Raw genomic sequence first — 23,106 nt, forward strand, 5'->3', positions numbered from 1 at the left:
GAGTCGGGGCGGGGCCGCCTCTGGGTGTTGCTCGGCCCGTCACGAGATCCTAGCCAGTCGGTGGGTCCGCGATGGAGGTGAGGGGACTGCGCGCCCGCACCGTGCGAGGCTCACCAGCCGTGTGTGTTCATCCACTCTCGACGCCGGTCGGCCTCCTCGCGGGACTCATCGCCGCGCCACGAGTCGTGTGCTGAGAGTTCACCGTCGTCGAGCGTGACGAACGCGAAGCAGGCACTGCACAGGGCTCGGCCGTGGGGGTAGCCGTCCGGGAGCTTCGGCGCCGGAACCGCGGGCGACCCGCTCGCCGGGCAGCGGGGCGCGTCCGCGTCGATGTCGCCCCAGAGGATGCTCGACCCCGTCCGGTTGTGGAGGCCGGCGTGGCCAGCGCGACGCGTGCAGATCTCGCCGCTGCGGCGGCTGAGGCAGAGCATCCGGGCGGCACCTGGCAGTTGGGCGATGGGGCGGTTGCTCATGATGCTCCGATGAGGTTCAGCTGCGTGCCGTCGAGATGCCTCGAGGGGAGGTTGGGAACCGCACGATCACGCATGCACCCAGCCTAGGCAAGCTGCCTCGGTAGACTCGCGGCATGGCAGACCCGCGAGGATCCGAGGACGAAGAGCAGTTCGCGGTCACCTCGCTCGGGCTCGCGGTCCGTGCCGGCCGCAAGCGCCTCGACCTCTCGGTGCACGCGCTCGCGAAGCAGGCGGGGGTGAGCCTCGGGCTCATCAGCCAGCTCGAGCGCGGCATCGGCAATCCGTCGCTCGGCTCGATCCAGCGACTGGCGACCGCGCTCGGGGTGCCCATCACGCAGCTCCTGGAACCGCCCGCACCCGACTTCGCCGTCGTCACCCACGACCGACGGCTGCGCTTGCCGACTCCCACCGATGTCCCGGAGGACGAGCGCGCGTTCCGTGAGCTGCTGACGCCCCGCAGCGAGTCGACGCTGCAGCTCATCCGGTCCGTGCTGCCGCCGCGCTTCACGAACGCGGGCCGCCCCTTCCGGCATATCGGAACGGAGAGCGTCACCGTGCTCTCCGGTCGCCTCATGGTGGTGCACGGCGAGGAGCAGGTTGTCCTCGAGGCGGGGGACACCGCGACCTACGCCTGCTCGACCGCGCACTGGTGGTCGAACGAGCACGACGGCGAGACGGTCGTGATCGGGGCCGTGAGCCCCTTCGAGCGCTAGGCCTGCGTCGAGCTCTCGCCCCTGCGGGAGCTCTCCGGCTCGGCATCGACGGACGAGCTCGAGACCAGCGCCTCATGGAGGTCCTGGATGCGCAGCTCGAGCAGACGGTCGAGCTCGTCGACCGGATGGGTGTGGTCGTCGACGCGCAGGTCGACCGCGAGCTCCGGCGGGTGGATGCGACGTTCCTGCGTGGTCGCGACCAGGATCGCCGCGCTCTGCCTGCCACGCGCGTCCCCGCCTGCGCTCTGGCCGGCGTGCAGCGCGACGAGCAGTCGTCTCGCGAAGACGGCGATCGCGGTCGTCTGCTCGAGCTCGGGGGACCCGGGTTCCGGGGAGCTGCGCTCGAAGGAGTCGGCGATGGCGTCGAGCACTTCTGGCCCGGTGAGGAGGTTGCCGACGGTCACGTAGCCTGCGCCGTGGCGCTGGCCCGTCCAGGGGGTCGTGAGGTCGCCCACCCACGCGCCCGTGCGTCCGCTCAGGTCGAGTGCCGCCGTCTGTCGGAATTCGGGAGCCTGGTCCCATTCGGCGATGCGGCCGACGACGGCGTCGGGCGATTCGCCAGCCGCCAGGGCGTCGAGCATGCGGCCGCGCAGGGCTCTGTTGGTCCACGCCTGGCTGGCGACGACCCCCACGGTCGGATCGATGGCGAGCACGGCGTTGCCCACCGCGAGGGATCGGCTTGCGGTCACGGCGCCGAGGAGGCCCGCCGTGCGATCGCGTGCCAGCAGTGTGAAGGTCATGCTCGTCCTCGTCTCAGCAGCGCGCCTCGAGGGGGACCCCCGGGCACTGGAATCGTTTGTGACGATCCTGTTTCGGCCGCCCTGCAGCCTTGTACCTAGCCCAAGCGTGCCACATACTGATGAAACATTCACGAAAATGAACGAAGTGGAGTGCATCATGCAACGACGAAGTGCAGGGATCGGAGCCGCGGCCATCGGCGCGCTCCTCGTCTTGAGCGGATGCTCGGCCGGCGAGAGCGTCGACCTCGGTGGCGGAGACGCCGTCGAAGGCGAAGTGCTCCACGCGGCCATCGGCGGGGAACCCGACCAGCTCGACCCCCACAAGACCTCCTCCTACTTCTCGTTCCAGGTGCTCGAGAACGTCTACGACACCCTCGTCGAACCCGACGAGAACCTCGAGATGCAGCCAGCGCTCGCGGAGTCCTGGGAGACCAGCGACGACCAGCTGACCTGGACCTTCACGCTGCGCGACGGCGTCACCTTCCACGACGGCTCCGACTTCACGAGCGAGGACGTCGTCTACTCGTACAACCGCATCATCGACGAAGAGCTTGCCAACGCGTGGAAGTTCGACGCCGTCACGAACGTCGAGGCGCCCGACGACTCGACGGTCGTCATCACCGTCTCGCAGCCGACCCCGAACCTGCTCTCCAACCTCGGTGGGTTCAAGGGCATGGCGATCGTCGAGCAGTCCAACGTCGAATCCGGCGAGATCGCGAACGCGCCCGTCGGCACCGGCCCCTTCTCGCTCGCGAGCTACACGAGCGGCGACCGCATCGAGCTCGCCGCCAACCCCGACTACTGGGACGGCGCCCCGAGCATCGGCGGCGTCGAGTTCCAGTTCATCTCGGAGCCCTCGACGGCGCTCGCGGCGCTCAAGAGCGGTGAGATCCAGTGGACCGACGTCGTCCCCGCCCAGCAGGTCGAGGAGCTCAGCGACGACGAATCCATCGAGCTGGGGCAGAACCCGTCGAGCGACTACTGGTACCTGGCACTCAACGAGGGCAAGGAGCAGTGGCAGGACCCACGCGTCCGGCAGGCCATCGCCTACGCCATCGACCGCGACGCCATCGTGCAGGCGGTCAGCTACGGCACCGCCGAGGCCAACCAGCTCGCCATCCCGCAGGACAGTATCTGGTACACGGAATACGACAAGTACTCGACCGACATCGAGGAGTCGAAGCGGCTCCTCAGCGAGGCCGGCTTCACCGGCGGAACGCTCGACCTGCTCGCGACGAGCGAGTACCCCGAGACCGTCACGGCCGCGCAGATCATCGCATCCAACCTCGAGCCGCTCGGCATCACCGTCGAGATCAGGCAGCCCGACTTCTCGACCTGGCTCGACGAGCAGAACTCCGGCAACTTCGACATGCTCATGATGGGCTGGCTCGGCAACATCGACCCGGACGACTTCTACTACTCGCAGCACCACAGCGACGGCGGCAGCAACGCCCAGAAGTACTCCAACCCGGAGGTCGACGCGCTGCTCGACTCGGCCCGCACGGAGACCGACCAGGCTGCGCGCAAGGAGCTGTACGCGCAGGCCGCGACGATCATCGCCGACGACGCCAGCTACATCTACCTGTACAACCCGTCGGTGATCCAGGTGTGGAGCCCGACCCTTGGCGACTACGAGGCGCGCGCTGACCGGGCGACGCGGTTCCGCGACGCCACGCTGACCCCGTAGCCCGCCCCGCCCAGCAACCGGGCGAGACGGCAACACAGCAAGACAACAACCCAGGACACAGGGTCCACGAGGGGAAAACCCAATGAGAATGTCGTTCGGCTCCATCGCCGCGTTCCTCGGCTGGCGCCTGCTCTACTCGGCGATCGTGCTGCTCGGAGTGCTCGTCGTCGTCTTCTCCCTCGTGCACTTCGTGCCGGGCGACCCAGTTCGGCTGGCGCTCGGCACGAGGTACACGCAGGAGGCGTACGACGCGCTCCGGGCGGCATCCGGGCTCGACCGGCCCATCCTCGAGCAGTTCTTCTCCTACGTCGGCAACGCGCTCACGGGCAACCTCGGCGTGAGCTTCCGCAACGGCGACGCCGTGACGACGACGCTGCTCGAACGCCTGCCGGCGACGCTCTCGCTGGCCGGCGTCGGGCTCGTGATCGCGCTCCTCATCTCCGTGCCCGCCGGCATCTGGTCGGCACTGCGGGAAGGGCGCGTGAGCGACGGCGTCATCCGCGTCACGAGCCAGTTCGGCGTCTCGATTCCGGACTTCTGGATGGGCATGCTGCTCATCGGGCTGTTCTCGTCGACGCTCGGCTGGCTCCCCTCGAGCGGCTACTCGTCGATCAGCGATGACCCTGGCGACTGGGCCAGGCACGTGCTCCTGCCCGGACTCACCGTCGGCCTCGTCGCTGGCGCCATCATGACCCGCTACATCCGCTCGGCCGTGCTCGAGGTGGCGTCCATGGGGTACGTCCGAACCGCCAAGTCCAAGGGGCTCTCGGCGTGGACGGTGACGATGCGCCACATCGTCCGGAACGCGCTCGTACCCGTCCTCACGATCGCCGGCATCCAGCTCGCGACGATCCTCGGCGGCGTCATCGTGGTCGAGGTCGTCTTCGCCTGGCCAGGGCTCGGACGCCTCGTCTACGACGCCGTCTCCTCCCGCGACTACCCGCTCATCCAGGGCTCCGTGTTGCTCATCGCCGTGATGTTCCTCGCCGTGAACTTCATCGTGGATGTGCTCTACGCGCTCGTCGACCCGAGGATCCGGCTCTCATGACCGCACAGAACCCAGAAGCGACGCGGCAGGCGGAGTCCGGCCCGCCCGCACCGGAGGAACGCACCCGCGTCGCCGCCTGGCGCCTCCTCCTCAGCAACCCCGTGACGGTCGTCAGCGCGGTGCTCCTCTTCATCGTCGTGTTCGTCGCCCTGCTCGGTCCCTGGATCGCGCCATACGGCGTCAACGACGTCGACGTCGCGAACCAGCTCCAGCCGCCGAGCGCCGCGCACTGGTTCGGCACCGACGACCTCGGACGGGACGTGCTGAGCCGCGTGATGATCGCGTCTGGCGTCTCCCTGCAGGTGGCGTTCGTGTCCGTCGCGTTCGCGTTCGTCGTCGGCGTGCTGGTCGGCGTCATCTCCGGCTACGCGGGTGGACTCCTCGACACCGTGCTCATGCGCCTCGTCGACGTCATGTTCGCGTTCCCCGTGCTCCTGCTCGCGCTCGCCATCGTCGCGATCCTCGCGCCGGGGCTCGCGACGACCATGCTCGCGATCGGCATCGTCTACACGCCGATCTTCGCGAGGGTCGCCCGAGCGAGCACGCTCTCCGTCCGCGTCGAGCCGTACGTCCAGGTCTCCCGCACGATGGGCACGCCGTGGGCGAGCATCCTCGGCCGCCACGTGCTGCCCAACATCACCGGCCCGATCATCGTGCAGACCTCCCTCTCCCTTGCCTTCGCGATCCTGGCCGAATCGGCCCTCTCCTTCCTCGGCCTCGGCATCCAGCCGCCGGCACCCTCCTGGGGCGGCATGCTCTTCGCCGCGCAGGGCTTCATCAGCCAGGCCTGGTGGATGAGCCTCTTCCCCGGCGTCGCGATCTTCATCACGGCGCTCTCCTTCAACCTGCTCGGCGACGGGATGCGAGACGTCCTCGACCCCAAGCAGCGCACCCTCATCGAGTCAAGGAGGAAGCGATGACCGCTCCAGCGCTCCGCGTCGCCGACCTGCGGGTCTCCATCGGCCGCAAGGACATCGTCCGGGGGCTGGACTTCTCGATCGAGCCGGGCGGAACGCTCGGCATCGTGGGGGAGTCCGGATCGGGGAAGTCGATGACCGTCCTCGCCGCCACCGGACTCCTCGACGCGCCAGGCGCCCGCGTCACGGGCACCAGCACGCTCGACGACCAGAGGCTCGGGCAGGTCGAGCTGATCGGCGCATCCGCTCGAACCCTGCGGGGCGTGCACGGCAACGGGATCGGCTTCGTCTTCCAGGACCCGAGCACCTCGCTCAACCCGCTGCTCACCCTCGGCCGGCAGCTGACCGAGTCGCTCGAGACGCACCGACGCCTCTCGCGCCGCGCCGCGCGCACGAAGGCCATCGAGCTCCTCGAATCCGTCGGCATCCCGGAGCCCGAGGCGCGCTTCGACGCCTACCCGCACGAGCTCTCCGGCGGGCAGCGGCAGCGCGTCATGATCGCCATCGCGCTCTCCTGCGACCCCGGCCTGCTCGTCGCCGACGAGCCGACCACCGCCCTCGACGTGACCACGCAGGCGCAGATCATCGATCTCGTCCGCACGCTCCAGCACGAGCACGGCACGGCCGTCATCTGGATCAGCCACGACATGGGCGTCATCTCGCAGGTCGCGGACGAGGTGCTCGTGATGCGCCACGGCGAGGCCGTCGAACGGCGCAGCGCCATCGACCTCGTCACGGCTCCGCGGCACCCGTACACCAGGGAGCTGCTCGCGGCGAGGCCCCGGCTCGGCAAAGCCAAGCCCACCCCAGCGAAGCCGGACGCGACGACGATCCTCCAGGTCTCCGAGCTCGACGTGCGCTTCCCCATCCAGACCCCCAAGGGCCGCAGCCACGTGCACGCCGTCGACGGCGTCTCGTTCGAGCTGCGCCAGGGGACGACGCTCGGCATCGTCGGCGAATCTGGCTCCGGCAAATCGACCATCGCGAACGCCCTCACCGGCCTCGTCAAGCCGACGGGCGGCACAGCGACGCTCGAGGGCCTCGACGTGCTCAAGGCCGACAACCAGTTGCGGCGCCGCATCGCGATGGTCTTCCAGGACCCGTTCTCCTCGCTCGACCCCCGCATGTCCGTCGGCCAGTCGGTCGCCGAGCCGTTGCGCGTCCACCGCCTCCCCGCTGGCGGTTCGCGTTCCGCGCGCATCGACGAGCTCTTCGACCTCGTCGAGCTGCCCCGGGACTTCATCGGCCGGTATCCGCACGAGCTCTCCGGCGGGCAGCGGCAGCGGGTCTCGATCGCCAGGGCACTCGCGCTCGAGCCCGACATCGTCATCCTCGACGAGTCGACGGCGTCTCTGGATGTGTCCATCCAGTCCCGCGTCCTCGAGCTGCTGCGCAGGCTGCAGGACGAGCTCTCGCTCAGCTACCTCTTCATCGCGCACGACCTCGCGATCGTCGAGGAGATGAGCCACGATGTGCTGGTCATGCAGCGCGGGCGAATCGTCGAGCATGCCGCTGCCGACGAGATCTTCGGTGCCCCTCAGGAGGAGTACACGAAGCAGCTCCTCGCGGCGATCCCGCCGGAGCTCCCGAGAAGCCTGAACGCGCATCCGTCCTGACCTCCCTGCTCTCGCACACCGCGGGTAAGCTCTGTCTGCCGCGTCCCGCGCTGCACCAGAACACCAAGGAGAACACCGTGCCCGTTGGACTGCTCGCCGTCGTCGACGACATCCTCACCGCTGCGCTGAAGGCCTCGGCGAAGTCGGCGGGGGTCGTCATCGACGACGCCGCCGTCACGCCGCAGTACGTGCAGGGCATCACGCCAGCACGAGAGCTGCCGGTGGTGTGGAACATCGCCAAGGGCAGCCTCTTCAACAAGTTCGTGATCATCATCCCGATCGCGCTGCTGCTGACGGCCTTCGCGCCCTGGGTGCTGCCCTACCTCCTCATCGTGGGCGGGGTGTACCTGTGCTTCGAGGGCGCGGAGAAGGTCACCGAGTGGTTCGGCCACCACCACGCGCTCGACGAGGACCATCCGCGTGACGAGAAGAAGCTCGTCTCGGGAGCAGTGCGCACCGACCTGATCCTCTCGACCGAGATCATGCTCATCTCGCTGTCGAACCTCGACCCCGAACTGGGGTTCTGGATGCGCTTGGCGGCTCTCGTCGTCATCGCGCTCGCCATGACGGCCCTCGTCTACGGCGCCGTGGCGCTGCTCGTCAAGATCGACGACGTCGGCCTGCACATGGCGACCCGCCGCGACCGCCGCACCCGCCACCTCGGCGTGCGCATCGTGCGCTCCATGCCCGCCGTCTTCCGGGTCATCAGCATCGTCGGAACCGTCGCGATGCTCTGGGTTGGCGGCCACCTCGTCATCATCAACGTCGGCGAGGTCGGCTGGCACGCGCCTGCAGACCTGCTGCACGAGGTCGAGCACGCCCTCATGAACGCCGGTGCCGTCGTCGTCTGGCTCGTCGACACGCTCATCTCCGCCATTGTCGGCCTCGTCGTCGGCCTCGTGGTCGTCGGCATCACGCTGCTCGTCGGACGCATCCTGCCGAAGAAGCCAAAGGCGGCCGCGACTGCAGAAGCTCCTGGCGCCGAGAAGCACTAGCAGCGGCACCGCAGAGCCGGAGGCTCGGCTCAGTCCGGCACGCCGGGTCCCGTCTGAGGGCCTCCCGCGATGAGGTCTGCGAACGCCGTGCCAAGCGCATCCCTGACGAGACGCACGCTGTCCCGATCGCGGAGCGCGCCACGCGTCGCCGTGAAGATGTCCCGGTGGGGTCGCCCCGGGAGGTCCAGGAAGCGCAGCCCGTCGCCGGAGGCGGCGCCCACGAGCTCGGAGACGAGGCCAACCGCGTGACCCGCGGCGATGAGGCGCAGGTGCGTGTGCAGATCACTGGCCACGTACCGGACTTCCGGTTCGAATCCCGCCGCCCTGCACTGCTGCTCCGCCCAGTTGCGCGCGGCGGTGCCCGGGGGCTCCATCACCCAGGGGCTGCCGCGGACATCGGCGATCGAGGTGGCGGCCGAGGCCGCGCTGGTCGCGAGCGAGATCGCGTCGAACCCGAGGACCTCACGCTCGATGCCCTCCGCGTGCGGCCTGGTGTGGCCTGGATACTCCTCGGCGACCACGAGGTCGTACCGGTGCGCCTCGAGCTCGAAGAGCCCCTCCTCAGGTGAGACGGCGTCCACTTCCACCCGGATGTCGGGACGGGTCTGCTCCAGGAGCGTCAGGGTCCGGGGGAGCAGCGCGCGGACGACGGATTCCAGCGCGGCCACCCGCACCCGCTCGGTGCCCGTGCGCATCGCTGCGAGCTCATCGCGAGCGCGGGTCTCCAGGTCGAGCACACGCGCGGCGTGCTCGGCGAGTGTCACCCCCTGCGGCGTCAGCCGCACGCGCCTGCCATCCTGCACGAGCAGGGGAACGCCCACCTCGCGCTGCAGCTGCGCCAGCTGGTGCGAGACGGTCGACGCGCTGAAGTTGAGCGAGGCCGCGACGGCGGTGATAGTGCCACGCAGCTGCAGCTCACGCAGCAGGCGGAGGCGGCGGAGGTCCCACATCCTGCACCACCTTTCGATTTCATCGATGAGTTCGTTTCGACTATCTTCGCTATTCGTCCGCAATCACGCCAGCAACACTGGAAAGGACGCGTATCCACCGGGGTCGACGCGTCGCTTCCAGAAGGAGTCAATGCCGATGTCCGATCTGACCTTCCAGCTCATCGCCCTCGCGATCTACTTCGCGGCGATGGTGGGCATTGGGCTCTACGCGTTCCGCCAGACCAAGGACCACGAGGACTACATGCTCGGCGGACGCAACCTCAGCCCTGGCACCGCGGCGCTCAGCGCCGGGGCCTCCGACATGTCCGGCTGGCTCATGATGGGACTCCCCGGAGCCATCTACATCTCCGGACTCATCGAGGCCTGGATCGCCATCGGCCTGACGATCGGCGCCTACCTCAACTGGCGCTTCGTCGCCCCGCGCCTCCGCGCCTGCACGGAGGTGGCGAAGAACTCCATCACCATCCCGAGCTTCTTCGAGAACCGCCTTCGCGACCGCTCGCGCCTCCTCCGCATCGTCAGCGGCGTCGTGATCCTCATCTTCTTCACCTTCTACATCTCGTCCGGCATGGTCGCCGGCGGCGTGTTCTTCGAGGGCTCGTTCGGCGGCGACTACCTGGTCGGGATGCTCCTCGTCACGGGCGTCACGCTGCTCTACACCCTCTTCGGCGGGTTCCTCGGGGCGTCGTTCACCGACGTCGTGCAGGGCCTCATGATGATGCTCGCGCTCGTCCTCATCCCCGTCGTCGCCATCTTCACGCTCGGGGGCTTCGGCGGCGTCTCCGAGGCCATCGTCGCGTCCGGCATCGAGCACACGGGGCTCATCCCCGGCGACGGACTCGACTGGGTGACCACGCTCGCCATCGTCTCGGCGCTCGCCTGGGGCCTCGGCTACTTCGGCCAGCCGCACATCATCGTGCGCTTCATGGCGATGCGCGACCCGGGCTCGGCCAAGGCGGGACGCCGAATCGGCATGTCCTGGATGACGCTCTCCATGGTCGGAGCCGTCACGGCGGGAATCGTGGGCGTCGCCTACATCCAGCGCAACGGCATCGAGCTGAGCGACCCCGAGGCGGTCACGCTGGTCATGGCGCAGGTCATGTTCCACCCCATCGTGAGCGGCTTCATCCTCGCCGCGGTCCTCGCCGCCATCATGAGCACGATGTCGAGCCAGCTCATCGTGTGCTCGTCGGCGCTCGTCGAGGACCTGTACATGGTCATCGCGAAGAAGCAGCCCTCCGCTCGGAAGCTCGTGATCCTCGGTCGCACGTGCGTGTTCGCCGTCGCGGTCGTCGCGGGCGTGCTGGCCTTCGACCGGACCGGCACCATCCTCAGCCTCGTCGGCTTCGCCTGGGCAGGCTTCGGTGCGGCCTTCGGCCCCGCCGTCATCCTCAGCCTCTACTGGCGCAAGCTCACCAACTGGGGAGCGCTCGCGGGCATGGTCGCGGGCACGATCACCGTGTTCGCCTGGTCCGCCCTCGGGACCGACCTCTACGAGATCGTTCCGGGTGTCGTCGTCAGCCTCATCGCCTCGGTCGTCGTCAGCCTCCTCACGTACAAGCGCGACCCCGAGATCGATGCCGAGTTCGATCAGGCCAAGACGCTGGTCGTGAAGAAGGCCGACGCCGTCGAGGACGAGAAGGTAGAGGCGTAGCGAGCGCGAGCCGCGCCCTGCCGCCACCCAGTCGCACGAAGTTGTGGCCCGATGCGCTTCCCGGATTCGGGAGGAGCACCGGGCCACAACTCTGTCGGGACCGAGGCGCAGCGAGACGTCAGAGCCGCGGCGTGCGCGGTGGCTCCGTGCGGCGCTCACCCGTCGCCTCGAAGGCTGCGGCGAGGCGGAGGAGCGCCGTGTCGTCGTAGGCCCTTCCCGCGAAGGTGAGCCCCACGGGCATCCCGATGTCCGCCATCGTGCCCATCGGCACGGTCACGGTGGGGATGCCCAGGTGACGGATGGCGAGGTTCCCGTTCGCGACCCACACGCCGTTGCGCCAGCCCAGGTCGGCTGAGGCCACGTCGACGTCCATGTCGGCTGGGCCCACGTCGGCGACCGCTGGGAAGACGACGGCATCGAGGCGCTGCGCGAGCATCCACTCCTCGAGGTCGACCCGCCGCGTCTCCTCGAGGCCGCGCACGCCGGCGGCGAGCTCGGGGATGTCGGCGAACGAGGCGACCGGATGCTCGCGCACGTGGTCCGGGTAGGTGGCGATGTCGTCGTCGAAGCCCGTGTAGCGATCCGGGAGTGCCCCCTCGGGGTGCGGGAAGATGCGCGAGCCGTCGACCTGGGTCAGGGAGTTGAGCTCCGGGTCGGCGTTGGCGGCGAGGAAGTCCTCCCACCCCCATGCCGACAGGTCGACGATCTCGCGCTTGAGGTACTCGGGGGAGACGAGCCCGCGCGTGTGGATCTTCGGAGCTCCCGGGCGGTCGCCCTCGTAGTTCGACACGACAGGGAAGTCGACCTCGACGACGGTCGCGCCCGCCGCCTCGAGGTCGGCCCGCGCCGCCTCCCAGAGCTCGACGATGGATCGTCGCGTGTCGATCTTCTGGCCGGTAGGACCGCCGATGCCCGGCGCGGACGACGTTCCCGCCTCCGGGTCGGCGTTGATGTACATGCGGGGCACGCCGATGCGGGTGCTCGCGAGGCCGGCACGCGCATCCGCCTGGTTCGACGGGAGGAGGGCGACGTACGAGGCGGGACGTACCTCCGAGACGGGAGGGAAGCGCACCCACGGCTGCGCGCGCCAGAAGTCGCCTCGCGTCTGCGCATCGTCGGCCACCACCACGTCGAGCACCTCGAGGAGGTCGGCCATGGAGCGGGCGTGGGGCACGACGACGTCCATCGTCGGGACGAGCGGCCAGTTGCCGCGCACCGAGATCACGCCCCGTGATGGCGTGTACGCGCACAGCGCGTTGTTCGAAGCCGGGGCCCGACCGCTCGACCACGTCTCCTCGCCGAGGCCGAACGCCGCGAAGCTCGCCGCCGTCGCGGTTCCCGAGCCGTTCGAGGAGCCGGAGCCGAACGCGCTCGTCAGGAACGCGGCGTTGTACGGGCTCTCGGCGCGGCCGTACACGCCGCGCTGCATGCCGCCATTCGCCATCGGCGGCATGTTCGTGAGCCCGAGGCAGATCGCACCCCCAGCGCGGAGGCGCTCGATCGTGAACGCGTCGCGCTGCGCGACGAGGCCCGCGAAGGCGGGGCTCCCGGACGCCGCGGTCAGGCCCTCGACGAGGTAGCTGTCCTTCGCCGTGTAGGGGATGCCGTCGAGCGGGCCGAGCAGGTGCCCCGCCGCGCGGCGCCGGTCCGAGGCGCGAGCCTCCTCGAGCGCATCCGGGTTCTGGACGACGACCGCGTTGAGCTTCGGACCGCTCGCGTCGTAGGCCGCGATCCTCTCCAGGTAGGCCTCGACCAGGCCGGCGCTCGTCGCGCGCCCGTCCTCGAGCGCGGCCCGCAGCTGCGCGATCGGCGCCTCGACCACGTCGAAGCTCACCGTGCACCCCCGAGCGTGGGCTGCTGCTGGGTGATGCAGTGGATGCCGCCCCCGCGCGCGAACAGCTCACGGGCATCCACCGACACGACCGTGCGGCCGGGGTAGACCGACTCGAGCACCTCGCGTGCCCGCGCATCCGCCGCCGCGTCGTCGAAGCCGCACGCGATGACGCCATCGTTCGTGACGAGGTGGTTGACGTAGCTCCAGTCGACGAAGCCCTCCTCATCGCGGAGCGTGCTCGGCGCGGGGATGCCGACGATCTCGAGTTCCCGCCCCGCGGCATCCCGCTGGCCCGCGAGGTGCTCGCGCAGGCCGGCGACCACCTCGTGGTCAGGATGCTCGGGGTCGAGCTGCTCGTGCAGGAGGAGCGTGCCAGGTGCGGTGAGGGTCGCGACGATGTCGACGTGCCCGTTCGTGCCGAACTCGTCGTAGTCGCGGGTGAGCCCCCGCGGCAGCCAGATGGTGTGCGTCGCGCCGAGCGTCCTCGCGAACTCGGCTTCGACACGCGCCTTGTCCGCGAGCGGGTTGCGTCGCGGATCGAGCTGCACGGTCTCCGTCGCGAGCAGCGTGCCCTCGCCGTCGACATGGATACCGCCGCCCTCGTTGACGAGCAGCGAGCTCACGAGCTCAGCACCGCTCGCCTCTGCCACGAAGCGACCGATCCCCGCCGATTTCTGCCACTCGGCCCAAGCCGGCGCGCCCCAGCCGTTGAAGATCCAGTCGACGGCGCCGAGGACGCCGGGCCGTTCGTCGTCGGTGACGAAGGTCGGGCCGATGTCGCGCATCCAGAACTCGTCGAGGGGTGCCTCGAGGATCTCGATCTCCTCGCCGAGCATCCGGCGGGCGCGATGCAGCTCGCTGGGATCGACGACCATCGTGACGGGTTCGAAGCGCGCGACGGCGTGCGCGACCGCGGTCCAGGCCGCGTAGCCGGCCTCGCGCTGCGCGGCCGTGTCGCCGAGCGTGATCCCCTCGCGGGGGAAGGCCATCCACGTGCGATCGTGCGGCGCCGTCTCGGCGGGCATCTTCCAGGCCATATCCGGTCCTCCAGAACTCGAAGCGAGCATTGTTGATCATCTGATCAACAAGTGCTCGAAGAGTACGTAGACTCGGGACATCGTGTCAAGAGCCATCAGGAAGCCAGCAGCAGAGCGCCGCGCCGACATCACCGCGGCCGCGATCGACCTCGCCCTCGAAGAGGGGCTCGCCGGTATCACCATGCGCGCCGTCGCCACGCGAATCGGCGTCGCCCCTGCCCTCGTCGCCCACTACGAGCCCAACATGGACGAGCTCGTCACCTCCACGTTCAGGGCCATCGTGGGAGGTGAGCTCGACGAGCTCGAAGTGCAGCTCGCACCCGTCTCGTCGGCATCCAATAAGCTCGACCTGCTCGTGAACACCCTCCTCGACGGCAGCCGCGACGCCGTGACGCACGTGTGGGTCGACGGATGGTCGCTCGGGCGCCGCAACGAGATCCTCGCCGAGGGGGTGCGTGCCGAGATGGACAGATGGCACGCCGCCATCACGCGCATCCTCGTCGACGGAAGCGCGATGGGGGAGTTCCGGGTGCGCGAGGCGGACGCCGTCGCCTGGCAGATCCTCGGCATGATCGACGGCCTCAACGCCCACGCGCTCGTGCGCTGGGGGCGTGACGCAGACCGCGCTGATCTGCTTCGCTCAGTGCTTGATGCGATACTCAGAGCTGAAACTGCCCAAAATCCTACAGAAACGACTAGTCTAAAGCGTGACTTCTAGCAATTCTTCCGTTCAGACCGAGGCCGAGGCTCCCTCCGAAGAGGCCCAGGCCCTGCCTACATTCGCCGATCTCGGTCTTGACGGGCCCGTACTCAAGGTCCTCAGCGACGTCGGGTACGAGACCCCCTCCGCCATTCAGGCCGCGACCATCCCCACCCTCCTCGAAGGCCGCGACGTCGTCGGCCTCGCGCAGACGGGAACCGGCAAGACGGCCGCGTTCGCGCTGCCCATCCTCTCCCAGCTCGATGTCGACCAGAAGACGCCTCAGGCGCTCGTGCTGGCACCGACCCGCGAACTCGCACTCCAGGTGTGCGAGGCGTTCGAGAAGTACGCGGCCCGCATGCGCGGCGTCCACGTGCTGCCCATCTACGGCGGCCAGGGCTACGGCGTCCAGCTCTCCGCGCTGCGTCGCGGCGTGCACATCGTCGTCGGCACCCCGGGTCGCATCATGGACCACCTCTCGAAGGGCACGCTCGACCTCAGCGAGCTCAAGTTCCTCGTCCTCGACGAGGCCGACGAGATGCTCAAGATGGGCTTCGCGGAAGACGTCGAGACGATCCTCGCCGACACCCCGGACACCAAGCAGGTCGCGCTGTTCTCGGCGACCATGCCGTCGCAGATCCGCCGCATCTCGAAGAAGTACCTCAACGACCCCGCCGAGATCACGGTCAAGACGAAGACCACCACCTCGTCGACGATCACGCAGCGCTACCTCATCGTGAGCTACGCGCAGAAGGTCGACGCGCTCACGCGCATCCTCGAGGTCGAGAACTTCGAAGGCATGATCATCTTCGTTCGCACGAAGAACGAGACGGAGGGCCTGGCCGAGAAGCTCCGCGCACGCGGCTACTCGGCAGCCGCCATCAACGGCGACGTCGCTCAGGTGCAGCGCGAGCGCACCGTCAACCAGCTGAAGTCGGGCAAGCTCGACATCCTCGTCGCGACCGACGTCGCGGCTCGCGGTCTCGACGTGGAGCGCATCAGCCACGTCGTGAACTTCGACATCCCGACCGACACCGAGTCGTACGTGCACCGCATCGGCCGCACGGGCCGTGCCGGCCGCACCGGCGACGCGATCAGCTTCATCACGCCGCGCGAACGCTACCTGCTCGGCCAGATCGAGAAGGCGACCAAGCAGGAGCTCACGCAGATGCAGCTCCCCAGCGTCGACGACGTCAACACGACGCGTCTCACGCGCTTCGACGACGCCATCAGCGAGGCGCTCACGCAGTCCGACCGTGTCGAGAAGTTCCGCGACATCATCGAGCACTACGTGCGCCACCACGACGTGCCGGAAGCCGACGTCGCTGCTGCCCTCGCGATCGTGGCCCAGGGCGAGACGCCCCTGCTCCTCGACGCGGAAGCAGAGCGCAAGGAGCGCTTCGAGCGCAACCAGCGCGAGCAGGCGGAGCGCAAGGAGCGCCGCGACCGCGAAGGCGGCGGCGACAGTCGTGGCTCGCGCGGTGGCGACCGTCGCGAGAGCGGCGGAGAGCGTGCACCCCGCCGCCCGCGCTCGAACGGCAAGCCCATGGCCATGTACCGCCTCGCCGTCGGCAAGCGCCACAAGGTCGAGCCCCGCCAGATCGTCGGTGCGCTCGCGAACGAGGGTGGCCTGAGCCGCGACGACTTCGGTGCGATCGACATCCGCCCCGGCTTCTCGCTTGTCGAGCTGCCCGCCGACCTGTCGAACGACGTGCTCGACAAGCTGACCGGCACGCGCATCTCGGGCAAGCTCATCGAGCTGACCCCAGACCGCGGACCGTCGCGCGACTCGGGTGACCGCCCCTACAAGAAGCGCTACGACAGCTAGCGAGCCTCCCGGAGCCGCACGGCCCCGAGCCTCGCGCCATAGGCATACGAGAAATGCACCTTCGTCTTTGGACGAGGGTGCATTTCTCGTCTGCGTGCAGCCGCCGCGCAGGCCTGGCGCCTTCGGCCCAATCGCTAGAGTGGGCGTGCGCGACGACGCGCGTCCCACTCAGCCAAGGAGTATCGTGCCTGAACCAACCGCGGCATCTTCCCCTCGAGTCTTCTCCGACGATTTCGTCTGGGGCTCTGCGACCGCCTCCTACCAGATCGAAGGCGGTGCGGCAGAAGGCGGGAGGACCCCGTCGATCTGGGACACGTTCTCGCACACGCCTGGCAAGGTCGAGGGCGGCGACACCGGCGACGTGGCCATCGACCACTTCCACCGCTGGCGCGACGACGTCGAGACCATCAAGGAGATGGGGCTGGATGCGTACCGCTTCTCGATCTCCTGGTCGCGAGTGCAGCCCGGCGGCTCCGGCGAGTTCAACGAGGAGGGCATCCGCTTCTACTCCGAGCTCCTTGACGCGCTCGTGGCGGCCGGTGTGAAGCCCGTGGCGACCCTCTACCACTGGGACCTGCCGCAGGAGCTCGAAGACGAAGGTGGCTGGGCGAACCGCAACACCGCGTACGCCTTCGCGGAGTACGCGGCCCGCATGGCGACGGAGTTCGGTGACCGCGTGCACACGTGGTCCACGCTCAACGAGCCGTTCTGCACGGCCTACCTCGGCTATGCCTCCGGCGTCCACGCGCCAGGGCGCACCGAGCCGGCCGCGGCGCTCGCAGCCTGCCACCACCTGAACCTCGCGCACGGCCTCGCCACACGGGCCATCCGCGCAGCGGTCGGCGAGGACGCCGTGGTCTCGGTCACCCTCAACTTCCACGTCATCCGCCCGGACGACCCCGAGTCCGCCGCCGACCGAGACGCCGTCCGCCAGATCGATGCCCTCGCGAACCGAGTGTTCCTCGGCCCCATGCTCTCCGGGCACTACGACGAGGACCTCATCCACGACACCCGCCACGTGACCGACTGGGCGTTCGTGCTGCCGGGCGACACCCAGCTCATCCATCAGCGCGTCGACGTGCTCGGCGTGAACTACTACACGACGTTCCGCGTCAAGAAGTACCTGGGCACGGGGGAACGCTCGCGCAACGACGGCCACGGAGAGTCCGCGGCGAGCCCTTGGGTGGGGGTCACCGACATCGACTTCGTCGACCAGGGGGCGCCGTACACGTCGATGGGGTGGAGCATCTTCCCCGACGGCCTCACCGAGCTCCTCGTGTCGCTCAGCGAGCGCTACCCGGGGCAGGCGCTCATGGTGACCGAGAACGGCGCCGCCTTCCCCGACGTCGTCAGCGAGGACGGGCTCGTGCACGACCCGGAGCGCGTCGCCTACTACCGTGACCACATCGCCGCCATCGCAGACGCCATCGACGCCGGGGCGGACGTCCGCGGCTACTTCGCCTGGTCGCTGTTCGACAACTTCGAGTGGGCGTTCGGCTACAACATGCGCTTCGGCATCCTCCGCGTCGACTACGACACGCTCGAGCGCACCTGGAAGGACTCGGGGCGCTGGTACCAGCAGCTCATCGCCACGCGCACCCTCCCAGGGGCAGGTGCATGAGCCCGGTCGAACTCGTCATCTTCGACTGCGACGGGGTGCTCGTCGACAGCGAAGTGCTCGCGGTGCGGATCGAGCGGGAGATGCTCGCCGAGCTCGGCTGGCAGCTCACGCAGGATGAGCACGTCGCCCGATTCCTCGGCACCTCGCAGGCGACCTTCGAGCGGAAGCTGCAGGAAGGGCTCGGGCGTCCCGCGCCGGAGGGGTGGTTCGAGCTGCAGCGCGAGACGCTCTTCCGTGCCTTCGATACCGAGCTGACGGCCGTCGACGGCCTCCCGGAGGCGCTTGCCGTCATCCAGGACGAGCTGGGGCTCGCGAGCTGTGTCGCCTCGAGCGGAGACCACGCGAAGCTCAGCAAGACGCTGGGGCACACGGGACTCCACCCTCGCTTCGAGGGGCGCATCTACAGCGCCACCGAAGTCGAGAACGGGAAGCCGGCACCCGACCTGTTCCTCCACGCCGCCGAGCGCATGGGCGTCGACCCGGCCAGGTGCGTCGTCGTCGAGGACAGCGCGTACGGCGTGCAGGCAGCGGTGGCAGCTGGGATGCACGCCTACGGCTTCGCGGGCGGCCTCACGCCGCGAGCGTGGCTCGAAGACGCCGGTGCCCAGACGTTCGAGCGCATGGCCGAGCTCCCGGCGCTCATCCGGGACCGTCAGCGGCGCCCGTGAAGGGAGCTGGCTCCGCTTCGAGCCGGCATCAGCGTGCGACGAGAACGCCAACGAGCCCACCCCGACAGATCGGGGTGGGCTCGTGTGGTTCGCGGGCTCCGCGAGACCGGAGTGCGGGCTACGCCGTGAGCGAGTCCACGTACTCCTGGTTCTCGGAGATCCACTGCTCGACGATCGGCGCGTAGTCGTCGGTCTCGTTCTCGTTGAACATCAGGTTCTCGAGCGAGTACAGCTGCTCGGAGTCCATCTTGAAGTTCTGGATCCAAGCCGCCGCGGTCGGGTGCGTCTCCACGATGTCGGCCTTGCCGTACGAGTGGATGCCCTCGGCGTCGCCCAGGAGACCCTTCGGGTCCTCGAGGTCACGCACGGGGAACGCGTCGTAGGCCCAGTGCGGGCGCCACAGCGTGACGACGATGTTCTCGCCGTTGTTCGTCGCCGTCTGCAGCTCGGTGAGCATCGCAGCGGTGGACGAGGTCTGGTAGTTCATTCCCTCGAGGCCGTAGCCGGGAATGACGTCCTCCTGCGTGACGCGCGTGAGGCCAGCACCCGGCTCGATGCCGATGATCGTGTTGCCGAACTGGTCGGCCGAGCCCGCGAGCTCCTCCAGCGACGTGATCGGGGAGTCCTCGTTGACCGCGATGGTCAGCGATGCCTCGTCGTTCCACGCGCCCAGGTCGACGATGTCGTCGCCGTACTCGGCGACGTAGTCGGAGTGCGTGACCGGCAGCCACGTGTCGAGGGTCAGGTCGTAGTCGCCCGTGGAGAGGCCGGAGTAGACCGGAGCCGGGTCCGCGTACTCGAGCTCGACGTCATAGCCCTGCTCGGTGAGGATCGCCTTCCACAGCTCGGACGCGGCGATGCCCTCGTCCCAGCCGTTGAACACGGCGATCGTGATGTCCTTCTGGTCGCCGTTCTCGAGCGTCTCAGCGGCGGTGTCGCCGGAGCATCCGGTGAGGGCGAGCGCCGCGGCGGAAGCCGCCGCGATCCCGGTGATGATTCGTTTCTTGGTACGCATGCGCGTCCTTTCGTTTCTGGTTGGGGGGAGTTGAGGTCTGTGGGTCAGGCAGTGCCGGCCGCGACCGGCGCCTGAGTAGGGGTGGAGCTCGTGTCGACCTGCTCGAGATCTCCGGCCGCCTCGCGCTTCTGGGTGCGCTTGGAGCGGAGGAACGACGGCACGCGACGCTTCTGCCCGGCGAAGGCGGCGGTCACCCGGTCGAGGAACATCGCGAGGATGACGACGGAGATGCCGGCCTCGAAGCCGAGGGCCACGTCGATCCGGTTGAGGCTCTGCACGACCTGCGCGCCGAGACCGCCCGCGCCGACCATTCCGGCGATGACGACCATCGACAGCGCGAGCATGATGACCTGGTTGACGCCGGCCATGATGGACGGCATCGCGAGCGGCAGCTGGATCTGACGCAGGATGCGGCCAGGGGTCGCGCCGAACGCGCGGCCGGCCTCGACCACTTCCTTGTCGACTCCGCGGATGCCCAGCTCGGTCATGCGCACGCCGGGTGCCATGGCGAAGATGATCGTCGCCACGATGCCGGGGACGACGCCAACACGGAACAGGATGAGCGCAGGAATCAGGTACACGAAGGCGGGCATGGTCTGCATGAAGTCGAGCACCGGCTTGATGGCGCTCGATGCGGCATCCGACTTCGCAGCCCAGATGCCCAGCGGGATGCTGAAGAGGATCGCGAGCGCACTTGCGACGAGCACGAGCGCGAGCGTCGCCATGGCGTTCTCCCACTGGTTGACGCCGACGATGACGAGGAAGCCGAGGAGGCTGCCGACAGCGAGCTTCCAGCCCTTCGCGAAGTACGCGATCGCGACGACGAGAATGAGGATCGCCCAGAACGGCGGCGTCTCGAGCACCCAGTAGACGCCCTCGTACATGCCCTGGAAGAGCGAGCGGATGACGGTGAAGACCCCGGAGAGCGCGTTCGTCAGCCAGTCGACGACCGCCTCCGCCCCTTCGCCGAGGGGAAGCCGGAACGTGGCCGGCAGGGTCGTGAGTGAGGTGGCCGCGATCATGCGTGGCTCCCTTCGAGAGTCTCTGCGATGTCCGCCGGGCTGACGCTCGTGACGGGGTCGATGATCGGGAGCAGGCCCGTGGTGCTCGGCACGTTGGCGAGCGAGGCGAGGATCGTGACGCGGGGAACCACGCCGAGAAGGCGCTGGTTCTCGTCGACGACCGCGATCGGCAGGGTCGAGTCGACCGACAGCTCGAACAGGTCGGAGAGCGGCGTCTCGGGGGAGACCATCGCGATGTCGCGCTTGATGGCGCTCGCGAGGTCGGGCTGGCCGTCCTTCACGAGGCGCATGACGTGGCGGTCGATGACGGCGCCCTCGAGCTTGCGGCCCGTTGACGTGATGAACGCTCCGCCGGTCTGCGTGTCGCGCATGACGCGCAACGCACCGCGAGGTCCCGCGCTCTGCGGGACGACGGCCCGGGCGGGTTCCATGACGCTGCCGGCCGTGAGCACACGAGCCCGGTCCACATCCTGGACGAACTGCGCGACGTAGTCGTTGGCCGGGTCCGTGAGGATCTCCTCCGGCGTCCCGATCTGCACTATCGCGCCGTCCCGCATGACTGCGATCCGGTCGCCGAGGAACATGGCCTCGTTGAGGTCGTGCGTGATGAAGATGATGGTCTTGCCGAGCTCGGCCTGCAGCTCGACGAGCTCTTCCTGCATCTCGCGACGGATGAGCGGGTCGAGGGCGCTGAACGCCTCGTCCATGAGCAGGATGTCGGTCTCGGCCGTCAGAGCGCGGGCGATGCCGACGCGCTGCTGCATTCCGCCGGACAGCTCGGACGGCAGCGAGTCGGCCCACTGGCCGAGGCTCACGCGCTCGAGCACCTTGCGGGCTCGCTCGTTCCGCTCCGCGCGGGGGACACCCTGGACCTCGAGGCCGAAGGCGGCGTTCTCGAGCACCGTGCGGTGCGGGAAGAGCGCGAAGTGCTGGAACACCATGGAGACGTGGTTCTGTCGCACGCTGCGGACCTCGGCGGCGTCGGCCGTCGCGAGGTCGGTGCCGTGGATCACGATGCTGCCGGCGGTGGGCTCCAGCAGGCCGTTGAGGGTCCTGATGAGGGTGGACTTGCCCGAGCCGGAGAGGCCCATGACGACGAAGATCTCGCCTTGCTTGACGTCGAAGGTGGCGTCGATGACTGCCGCGGTGACTCCAGCGCCGAGTTCAGATCTCGGCGTTCCGGAGCTCAGTCGCTTCGCGGCTTCCTTGGGCTTGCGCCCGAAGACCTTGGTGAGGCCTTTCACAGACACAGCTGTGTCGTTCACGCGTTCTCCCTGCGGTAGATGGATCGGACGCGAAAGCTCGCAGCACTTCTCGACGGAGCCTCGGTGGGGAGGCCGTCGCGGTGGCGGCGGGGTACCAGGCGGATCAGCGCCAGAATGTCGATTGGGCGCAAATATCGCCCCAGGCGCGCGCTGCCGATCAAAATTGCCTAACTGAGGCAGCGGATAAAGCGCTCTGGGTTGGTCTTTCGCGGGGAATCGCGGCGCCGAACCGGTGTGGCGGCGATTGCTCCGAGAGTCAACGGTAGCAAGGTGGGTTCCCCGGGGATCGCCTGAGAGGCCTGATTTTCCGCCAAAGTCGGTGCATTCGCCGGGTGGCAACCTGGCGTCTCGCCTACGCTCATGCGGATCGCGGCGCGAACCGGGATAGTTACCGGAGCGTTACATCGTTGGGCCCATCTGGGCCAATCATCCGCCCAAGTTGGCCTGCGAGGATGGGTGAATGAGCGAACGAGCGCAGGATTTGCCCGTCACTGGCACCCCAGAACAAGCGCCCCCGCGCACCCGACTCCTGCACCTCGTCGCCGCTCTGCTGGTGGTCTGCAGTGCAACCGTCCTCTTCGCCCTGGAGAACAACCTCGGCTATCTCCCGCTCGTCGCAGGGGTGGCCCTCGGATTCGCCGCGGATCGGAGCCTCGGGCGCGATCTGCTGCTCGTCGGAATCGGCATGGGCATCATCAGCCTCCACTCGATGAAGGCCGACATCTCGTGGGGCAACATCTTCGTCATGGGCACCGTGCTGTCGCTCGCCGTCGCCGTGCCCTACGCGATCTCGAGGTGGGTCTACAAGGACCACGCCGTACGGTTCCCGCTGCGTCGGGGGACTCCGTGGTCGCGACCAGAGAAGATCTGGCTCTGCCTCGTGCTGGTCCTGGGCTGGCTCATCCTGCCGTTCTACTTCATCACCTCCGGCGTGTACCAGAACTGGCCAGCCGTCACGACGGCATCCGAGATCGGGCGACTCTTCGTCGGCGTCGGGTTCGTCGGCATCTGGGACGAGCTCTTCTTCATCTGCACGGTCTTCACGCTCCTGCTCCGCCACTTCCCGTTCTGGGTCGCCAACGCGCTGCAGTCGATCGTGTTCGTGTCGTTCCTGTGGGAGCTCGGCTACCAGTCGTGGGGGCCGCTCCTGACGCTGCCGTTCGCGCTCATCCAGGGCTGGATCTTCACGAAGACGAAGTCGCTCACGTACGTCATCTGCGTGCACTTGCTCTTCGACCTCGTCGTGTTCCTCGTGATCGTCCACGCCCATCACCCCGCCTGGCTCCCGATCTTCCTGTACTAGCCCCCGCCGCATCCCCGCCC

Annotated in this window: 20 protein-coding genes; 12 read left to right on the forward strand and 8 right to left on the reverse strand. The window is 68.5% G+C overall.

What is annotated here, in order from left to right; translation table 11 throughout:
* Positions 1-110: 110 nt before the first annotated feature.
* Positions 111-473 (reverse strand): hypothetical protein, encoded by a 363-nt coding sequence (locus C5E10_RS17530; RefSeq protein ID WP_258064926.1) that lies wholly within the window; start codon positions 471-473, stop codon positions 111-113.
* A 113-nt stretch (positions 474-586) separates the two neighbouring features.
* Between C5E10_RS17530 and C5E10_RS17535 the strand changes: the two genes are divergently transcribed.
* The gene (locus C5E10_RS17535; protein WP_104332735.1) at positions 587-1,186 is read left to right on the forward strand and encodes a helix-turn-helix domain-containing protein; all 600 of its coding nucleotides are present in this window, start codon (positions 587-589) and stop codon (positions 1,184-1,186) included.
* Here C5E10_RS17535 and C5E10_RS17540 read toward each other — a convergent pair.
* Complete coding sequence (locus tag C5E10_RS17540) at positions 1,183-1,926, reverse strand: DUF1028 domain-containing protein (RefSeq protein ID WP_104332736.1); 744 nt, start codon at positions 1,924-1,926, stop codon at positions 1,183-1,185. The genes C5E10_RS17535 and C5E10_RS17540 overlap by 4 nt on opposite strands.
* A gap of 157 nt (positions 1,927-2,083) precedes the next feature.
* Here C5E10_RS17540 and C5E10_RS17545 point away from each other — a divergent pair, with 157 nt between their 5' ends.
* The 5 genes from C5E10_RS17545 (at position 2,084) to C5E10_RS17565 (ending at position 8,189) form a co-directional block, all read left to right on the forward strand.
* Positions 2,084-3,613 carry an ABC transporter substrate-binding protein gene (locus C5E10_RS17545; RefSeq protein WP_104332750.1) on the forward strand — a complete coding sequence of 510 codons (1,530 nt, stop codon included), beginning with the start codon at positions 2,084-2,086 and terminating at the stop codon, positions 3,611-3,613.
* A gap of 82 nt (positions 3,614-3,695) precedes the next feature.
* Positions 3,696-4,661, forward strand: coding sequence for an ABC transporter permease (locus tag C5E10_RS17550; RefSeq protein ID WP_104242866.1), 966 nt, complete (start codon positions 3,696-3,698; stop codon positions 4,659-4,661).
* On the forward strand, positions 4,658-5,581 hold the full coding sequence (locus C5E10_RS17555) for an ABC transporter permease (RefSeq protein ID WP_104305920.1): 924 nt from the start codon (positions 4,658-4,660) through the stop codon (positions 5,579-5,581). Before C5E10_RS17550 ends, C5E10_RS17555 begins: the two co-directional genes overlap by 4 nt.
* A complete protein-coding gene (locus tag C5E10_RS17560) occupies positions 5,578-7,194 on the forward strand; it encodes an ABC transporter ATP-binding protein (protein WP_104332737.1) in 1,617 nt (538 codons plus the stop codon). Before C5E10_RS17555 ends, C5E10_RS17560 begins: the two co-directional genes overlap by 4 nt.
* Positions 7,195-7,271: 77 nt before the next feature.
* Positions 7,272-8,189, forward strand: coding sequence for a DUF808 domain-containing protein (locus tag C5E10_RS17565; RefSeq protein WP_104332738.1), 918 nt, complete (start codon positions 7,272-7,274; stop codon positions 8,187-8,189).
* A 29-nt stretch (positions 8,190-8,218) separates the two neighbouring features.
* Here C5E10_RS17565 and C5E10_RS17570 read toward each other — a convergent pair whose 3' ends face one another.
* Positions 8,219-9,139 (reverse strand): LysR substrate-binding domain-containing protein, encoded by a 921-nt coding sequence (locus tag C5E10_RS17570; protein ID WP_104332739.1) that lies wholly within the window; start codon positions 9,137-9,139, stop codon positions 8,219-8,221.
* A gap of 136 nt (positions 9,140-9,275) precedes the next feature.
* On the opposite strand from C5E10_RS17570, the gene putP reads away from it, so the two are divergent.
* A complete protein-coding gene (gene putP / locus C5E10_RS17575) occupies positions 9,276-10,793 on the forward strand; it encodes a sodium/proline symporter PutP (RefSeq protein ID WP_104332740.1) in 1,518 nt (505 codons plus the stop codon).
* Between the two features lie 118 nt (positions 10,794-10,911).
* Here the strand turns inward: putP and C5E10_RS17580 are convergent, their stop codons facing one another.
* Entirely contained in the window at positions 10,912-12,627 is a 1,716-nt protein-coding gene (locus tag C5E10_RS17580) for an amidase (protein WP_104332741.1), read from the reverse strand.
* Positions 12,624-13,664, reverse strand: a complete 1,041-nt coding sequence (locus C5E10_RS17585) for an agmatine/peptidylarginine deiminase (protein ID WP_104332742.1) — start codon at positions 13,662-13,664, stop codon at positions 12,624-12,626. Before C5E10_RS17585 ends, C5E10_RS17580 begins: the two co-directional genes overlap by 4 nt.
* A gap of 82 nt (positions 13,665-13,746) precedes the next feature.
* Here C5E10_RS17585 and C5E10_RS17590 point away from each other — a divergent pair, with 82 nt between their 5' ends.
* From C5E10_RS17590 to C5E10_RS17605, 4 genes are all read left to right on the forward strand, one after another.
* Entirely contained in the window at positions 13,747-14,382 is a 636-nt protein-coding gene (locus C5E10_RS17590; RefSeq protein WP_104332743.1) for a TetR/AcrR family transcriptional regulator, read from the forward strand.
* A complete protein-coding gene (locus C5E10_RS17595) occupies positions 14,372-16,192 on the forward strand; it encodes a DEAD/DEAH box helicase (RefSeq protein ID WP_104242849.1) in 1,821 nt (606 codons plus the stop codon). Before C5E10_RS17590 ends, C5E10_RS17595 begins: the two co-directional genes overlap by 11 nt.
* 184 nt (positions 16,193-16,376) lie before the next feature.
* Positions 16,377-17,813 carry a GH1 family beta-glucosidase gene (locus C5E10_RS17600; RefSeq protein ID WP_104332744.1) on the forward strand — a complete coding sequence of 479 codons (1,437 nt, stop codon included), beginning with the start codon at positions 16,377-16,379 and terminating at the stop codon, positions 17,811-17,813.
* On the forward strand, positions 17,810-18,481 hold the full coding sequence (locus tag C5E10_RS17605) for an HAD family phosphatase (protein ID WP_104332745.1): 672 nt from the start codon (positions 17,810-17,812) through the stop codon (positions 18,479-18,481). The genes C5E10_RS17600 and C5E10_RS17605 overlap by 4 nt, the downstream gene beginning before the upstream one ends.
* Before the next feature lie 118 nt (positions 18,482-18,599).
* Here the strand turns inward: C5E10_RS17605 and C5E10_RS17610 are convergent, their stop codons facing one another.
* The 3 genes from C5E10_RS17610 to C5E10_RS17620 are packed head-to-tail and all read right to left on the reverse strand — an operon-like array spanning position 18,600 to position 21,783.
* Positions 18,600-19,496 (reverse strand): glycine betaine ABC transporter substrate-binding protein, encoded by an 897-nt coding sequence (locus tag C5E10_RS17610; RefSeq protein ID WP_104332746.1) that lies wholly within the window; start codon positions 19,494-19,496, stop codon positions 18,600-18,602.
* Between the two features lie 44 nt (positions 19,497-19,540).
* Positions 19,541-20,518 (reverse strand): proline/glycine betaine ABC transporter permease, encoded by a 978-nt coding sequence (locus C5E10_RS17615; protein WP_104332747.1) that lies wholly within the window; start codon positions 20,516-20,518, stop codon positions 19,541-19,543.
* On the reverse strand, positions 20,515-21,783 hold the full coding sequence (locus tag C5E10_RS17620; protein WP_104299607.1) for a glycine betaine/L-proline ABC transporter ATP-binding protein: 1,269 nt from the start codon (positions 21,781-21,783) through the stop codon (positions 20,515-20,517). Before C5E10_RS17620 ends, C5E10_RS17615 begins: the two co-directional genes overlap by 4 nt.
* A gap of 460 nt (positions 21,784-22,243) precedes the next feature.
* Between C5E10_RS17620 and C5E10_RS17625 the strand changes: the two genes are divergently transcribed.
* Positions 22,244-23,086 (forward strand): CPBP family intramembrane glutamic endopeptidase, encoded by an 843-nt coding sequence (locus tag C5E10_RS17625; RefSeq protein ID WP_104332748.1) that lies wholly within the window; start codon positions 22,244-22,246, stop codon positions 23,084-23,086.
* Positions 23,087-23,106 lie beyond the last annotated feature (20 nt).

Source organism: Pseudoclavibacter sp. RFBG4 (assembly GCF_002931515.1).
In the GTDB taxonomy this organism is placed as follows: domain Bacteria; phylum Actinomycetota; class Actinomycetes; order Actinomycetales; family Microbacteriaceae; genus Pseudoclavibacter.

What these genes read in the sequence shown, in the direction of transcription:
- C5E10_RS17530 (WP_258064926.1), bottom strand. Translation starts at nt 473, where the DNA reads ATGAGCAACCGCCCCATCGCCCAACTGCCAGGTGCCGCCCGGATGCTC.
- C5E10_RS17535 (WP_104332735.1), top strand. Translation starts at nt 587, where the DNA reads ATGGCAGACCCGCGAGGATCCGAGGACGAAGAGCAGTTCGCGGTCACC.
- C5E10_RS17540 (WP_104332736.1), bottom strand. Translation starts at nt 1,926, where the DNA reads ATGACCTTCACACTGCTGGCACGCGATCGCACGGCGGGCCTCCTCGGC.
- C5E10_RS17545 (WP_104332750.1), top strand. Translation starts at nt 2,084, where the DNA reads ATGCAACGACGAAGTGCAGGGATCGGAGCCGCGGCCATCGGCGCGCTC.
- C5E10_RS17550 (WP_104242866.1), top strand. Translation starts at nt 3,696, where the DNA reads ATGAGAATGTCGTTCGGCTCCATCGCCGCGTTCCTCGGCTGGCGCCTG.
- C5E10_RS17555 (WP_104305920.1), top strand. Translation starts at nt 4,658, where the DNA reads ATGACCGCACAGAACCCAGAAGCGACGCGGCAGGCGGAGTCCGGCCCG.
- C5E10_RS17560 (WP_104332737.1), top strand. Translation starts at nt 5,578, where the DNA reads ATGACCGCTCCAGCGCTCCGCGTCGCCGACCTGCGGGTCTCCATCGGC.
- C5E10_RS17570 (WP_104332739.1), bottom strand. Translation starts at nt 9,139, where the DNA reads ATGTGGGACCTCCGCCGCCTCCGCCTGCTGCGTGAGCTGCAGCTGCGT.
- putP (WP_104332740.1), top strand. Translation starts at nt 9,276, where the DNA reads ATGTCCGATCTGACCTTCCAGCTCATCGCCCTCGCGATCTACTTCGCG.
- C5E10_RS17585 (WP_104332742.1), bottom strand. Translation starts at nt 13,664, where the DNA reads ATGGCCTGGAAGATGCCCGCCGAGACGGCGCCGCACGATCGCACGTGG.
- C5E10_RS17605 (WP_104332745.1), top strand. Translation starts at nt 17,810, where the DNA reads ATGAGCCCGGTCGAACTCGTCATCTTCGACTGCGACGGGGTGCTCGTC.
- C5E10_RS17610 (WP_104332746.1), bottom strand. Translation starts at nt 19,496, where the DNA reads ATGCGTACCAAGAAACGAATCATCACCGGGATCGCGGCGGCTTCCGCC.
- C5E10_RS17615 (WP_104332747.1), bottom strand. Translation starts at nt 20,518, where the DNA reads ATGATCGCGGCCACCTCACTCACGACCCTGCCGGCCACGTTCCGGCTT.
- C5E10_RS17625 (WP_104332748.1), top strand. Translation starts at nt 22,244, where the DNA reads ATGAGCGAACGAGCGCAGGATTTGCCCGTCACTGGCACCCCAGAACAA.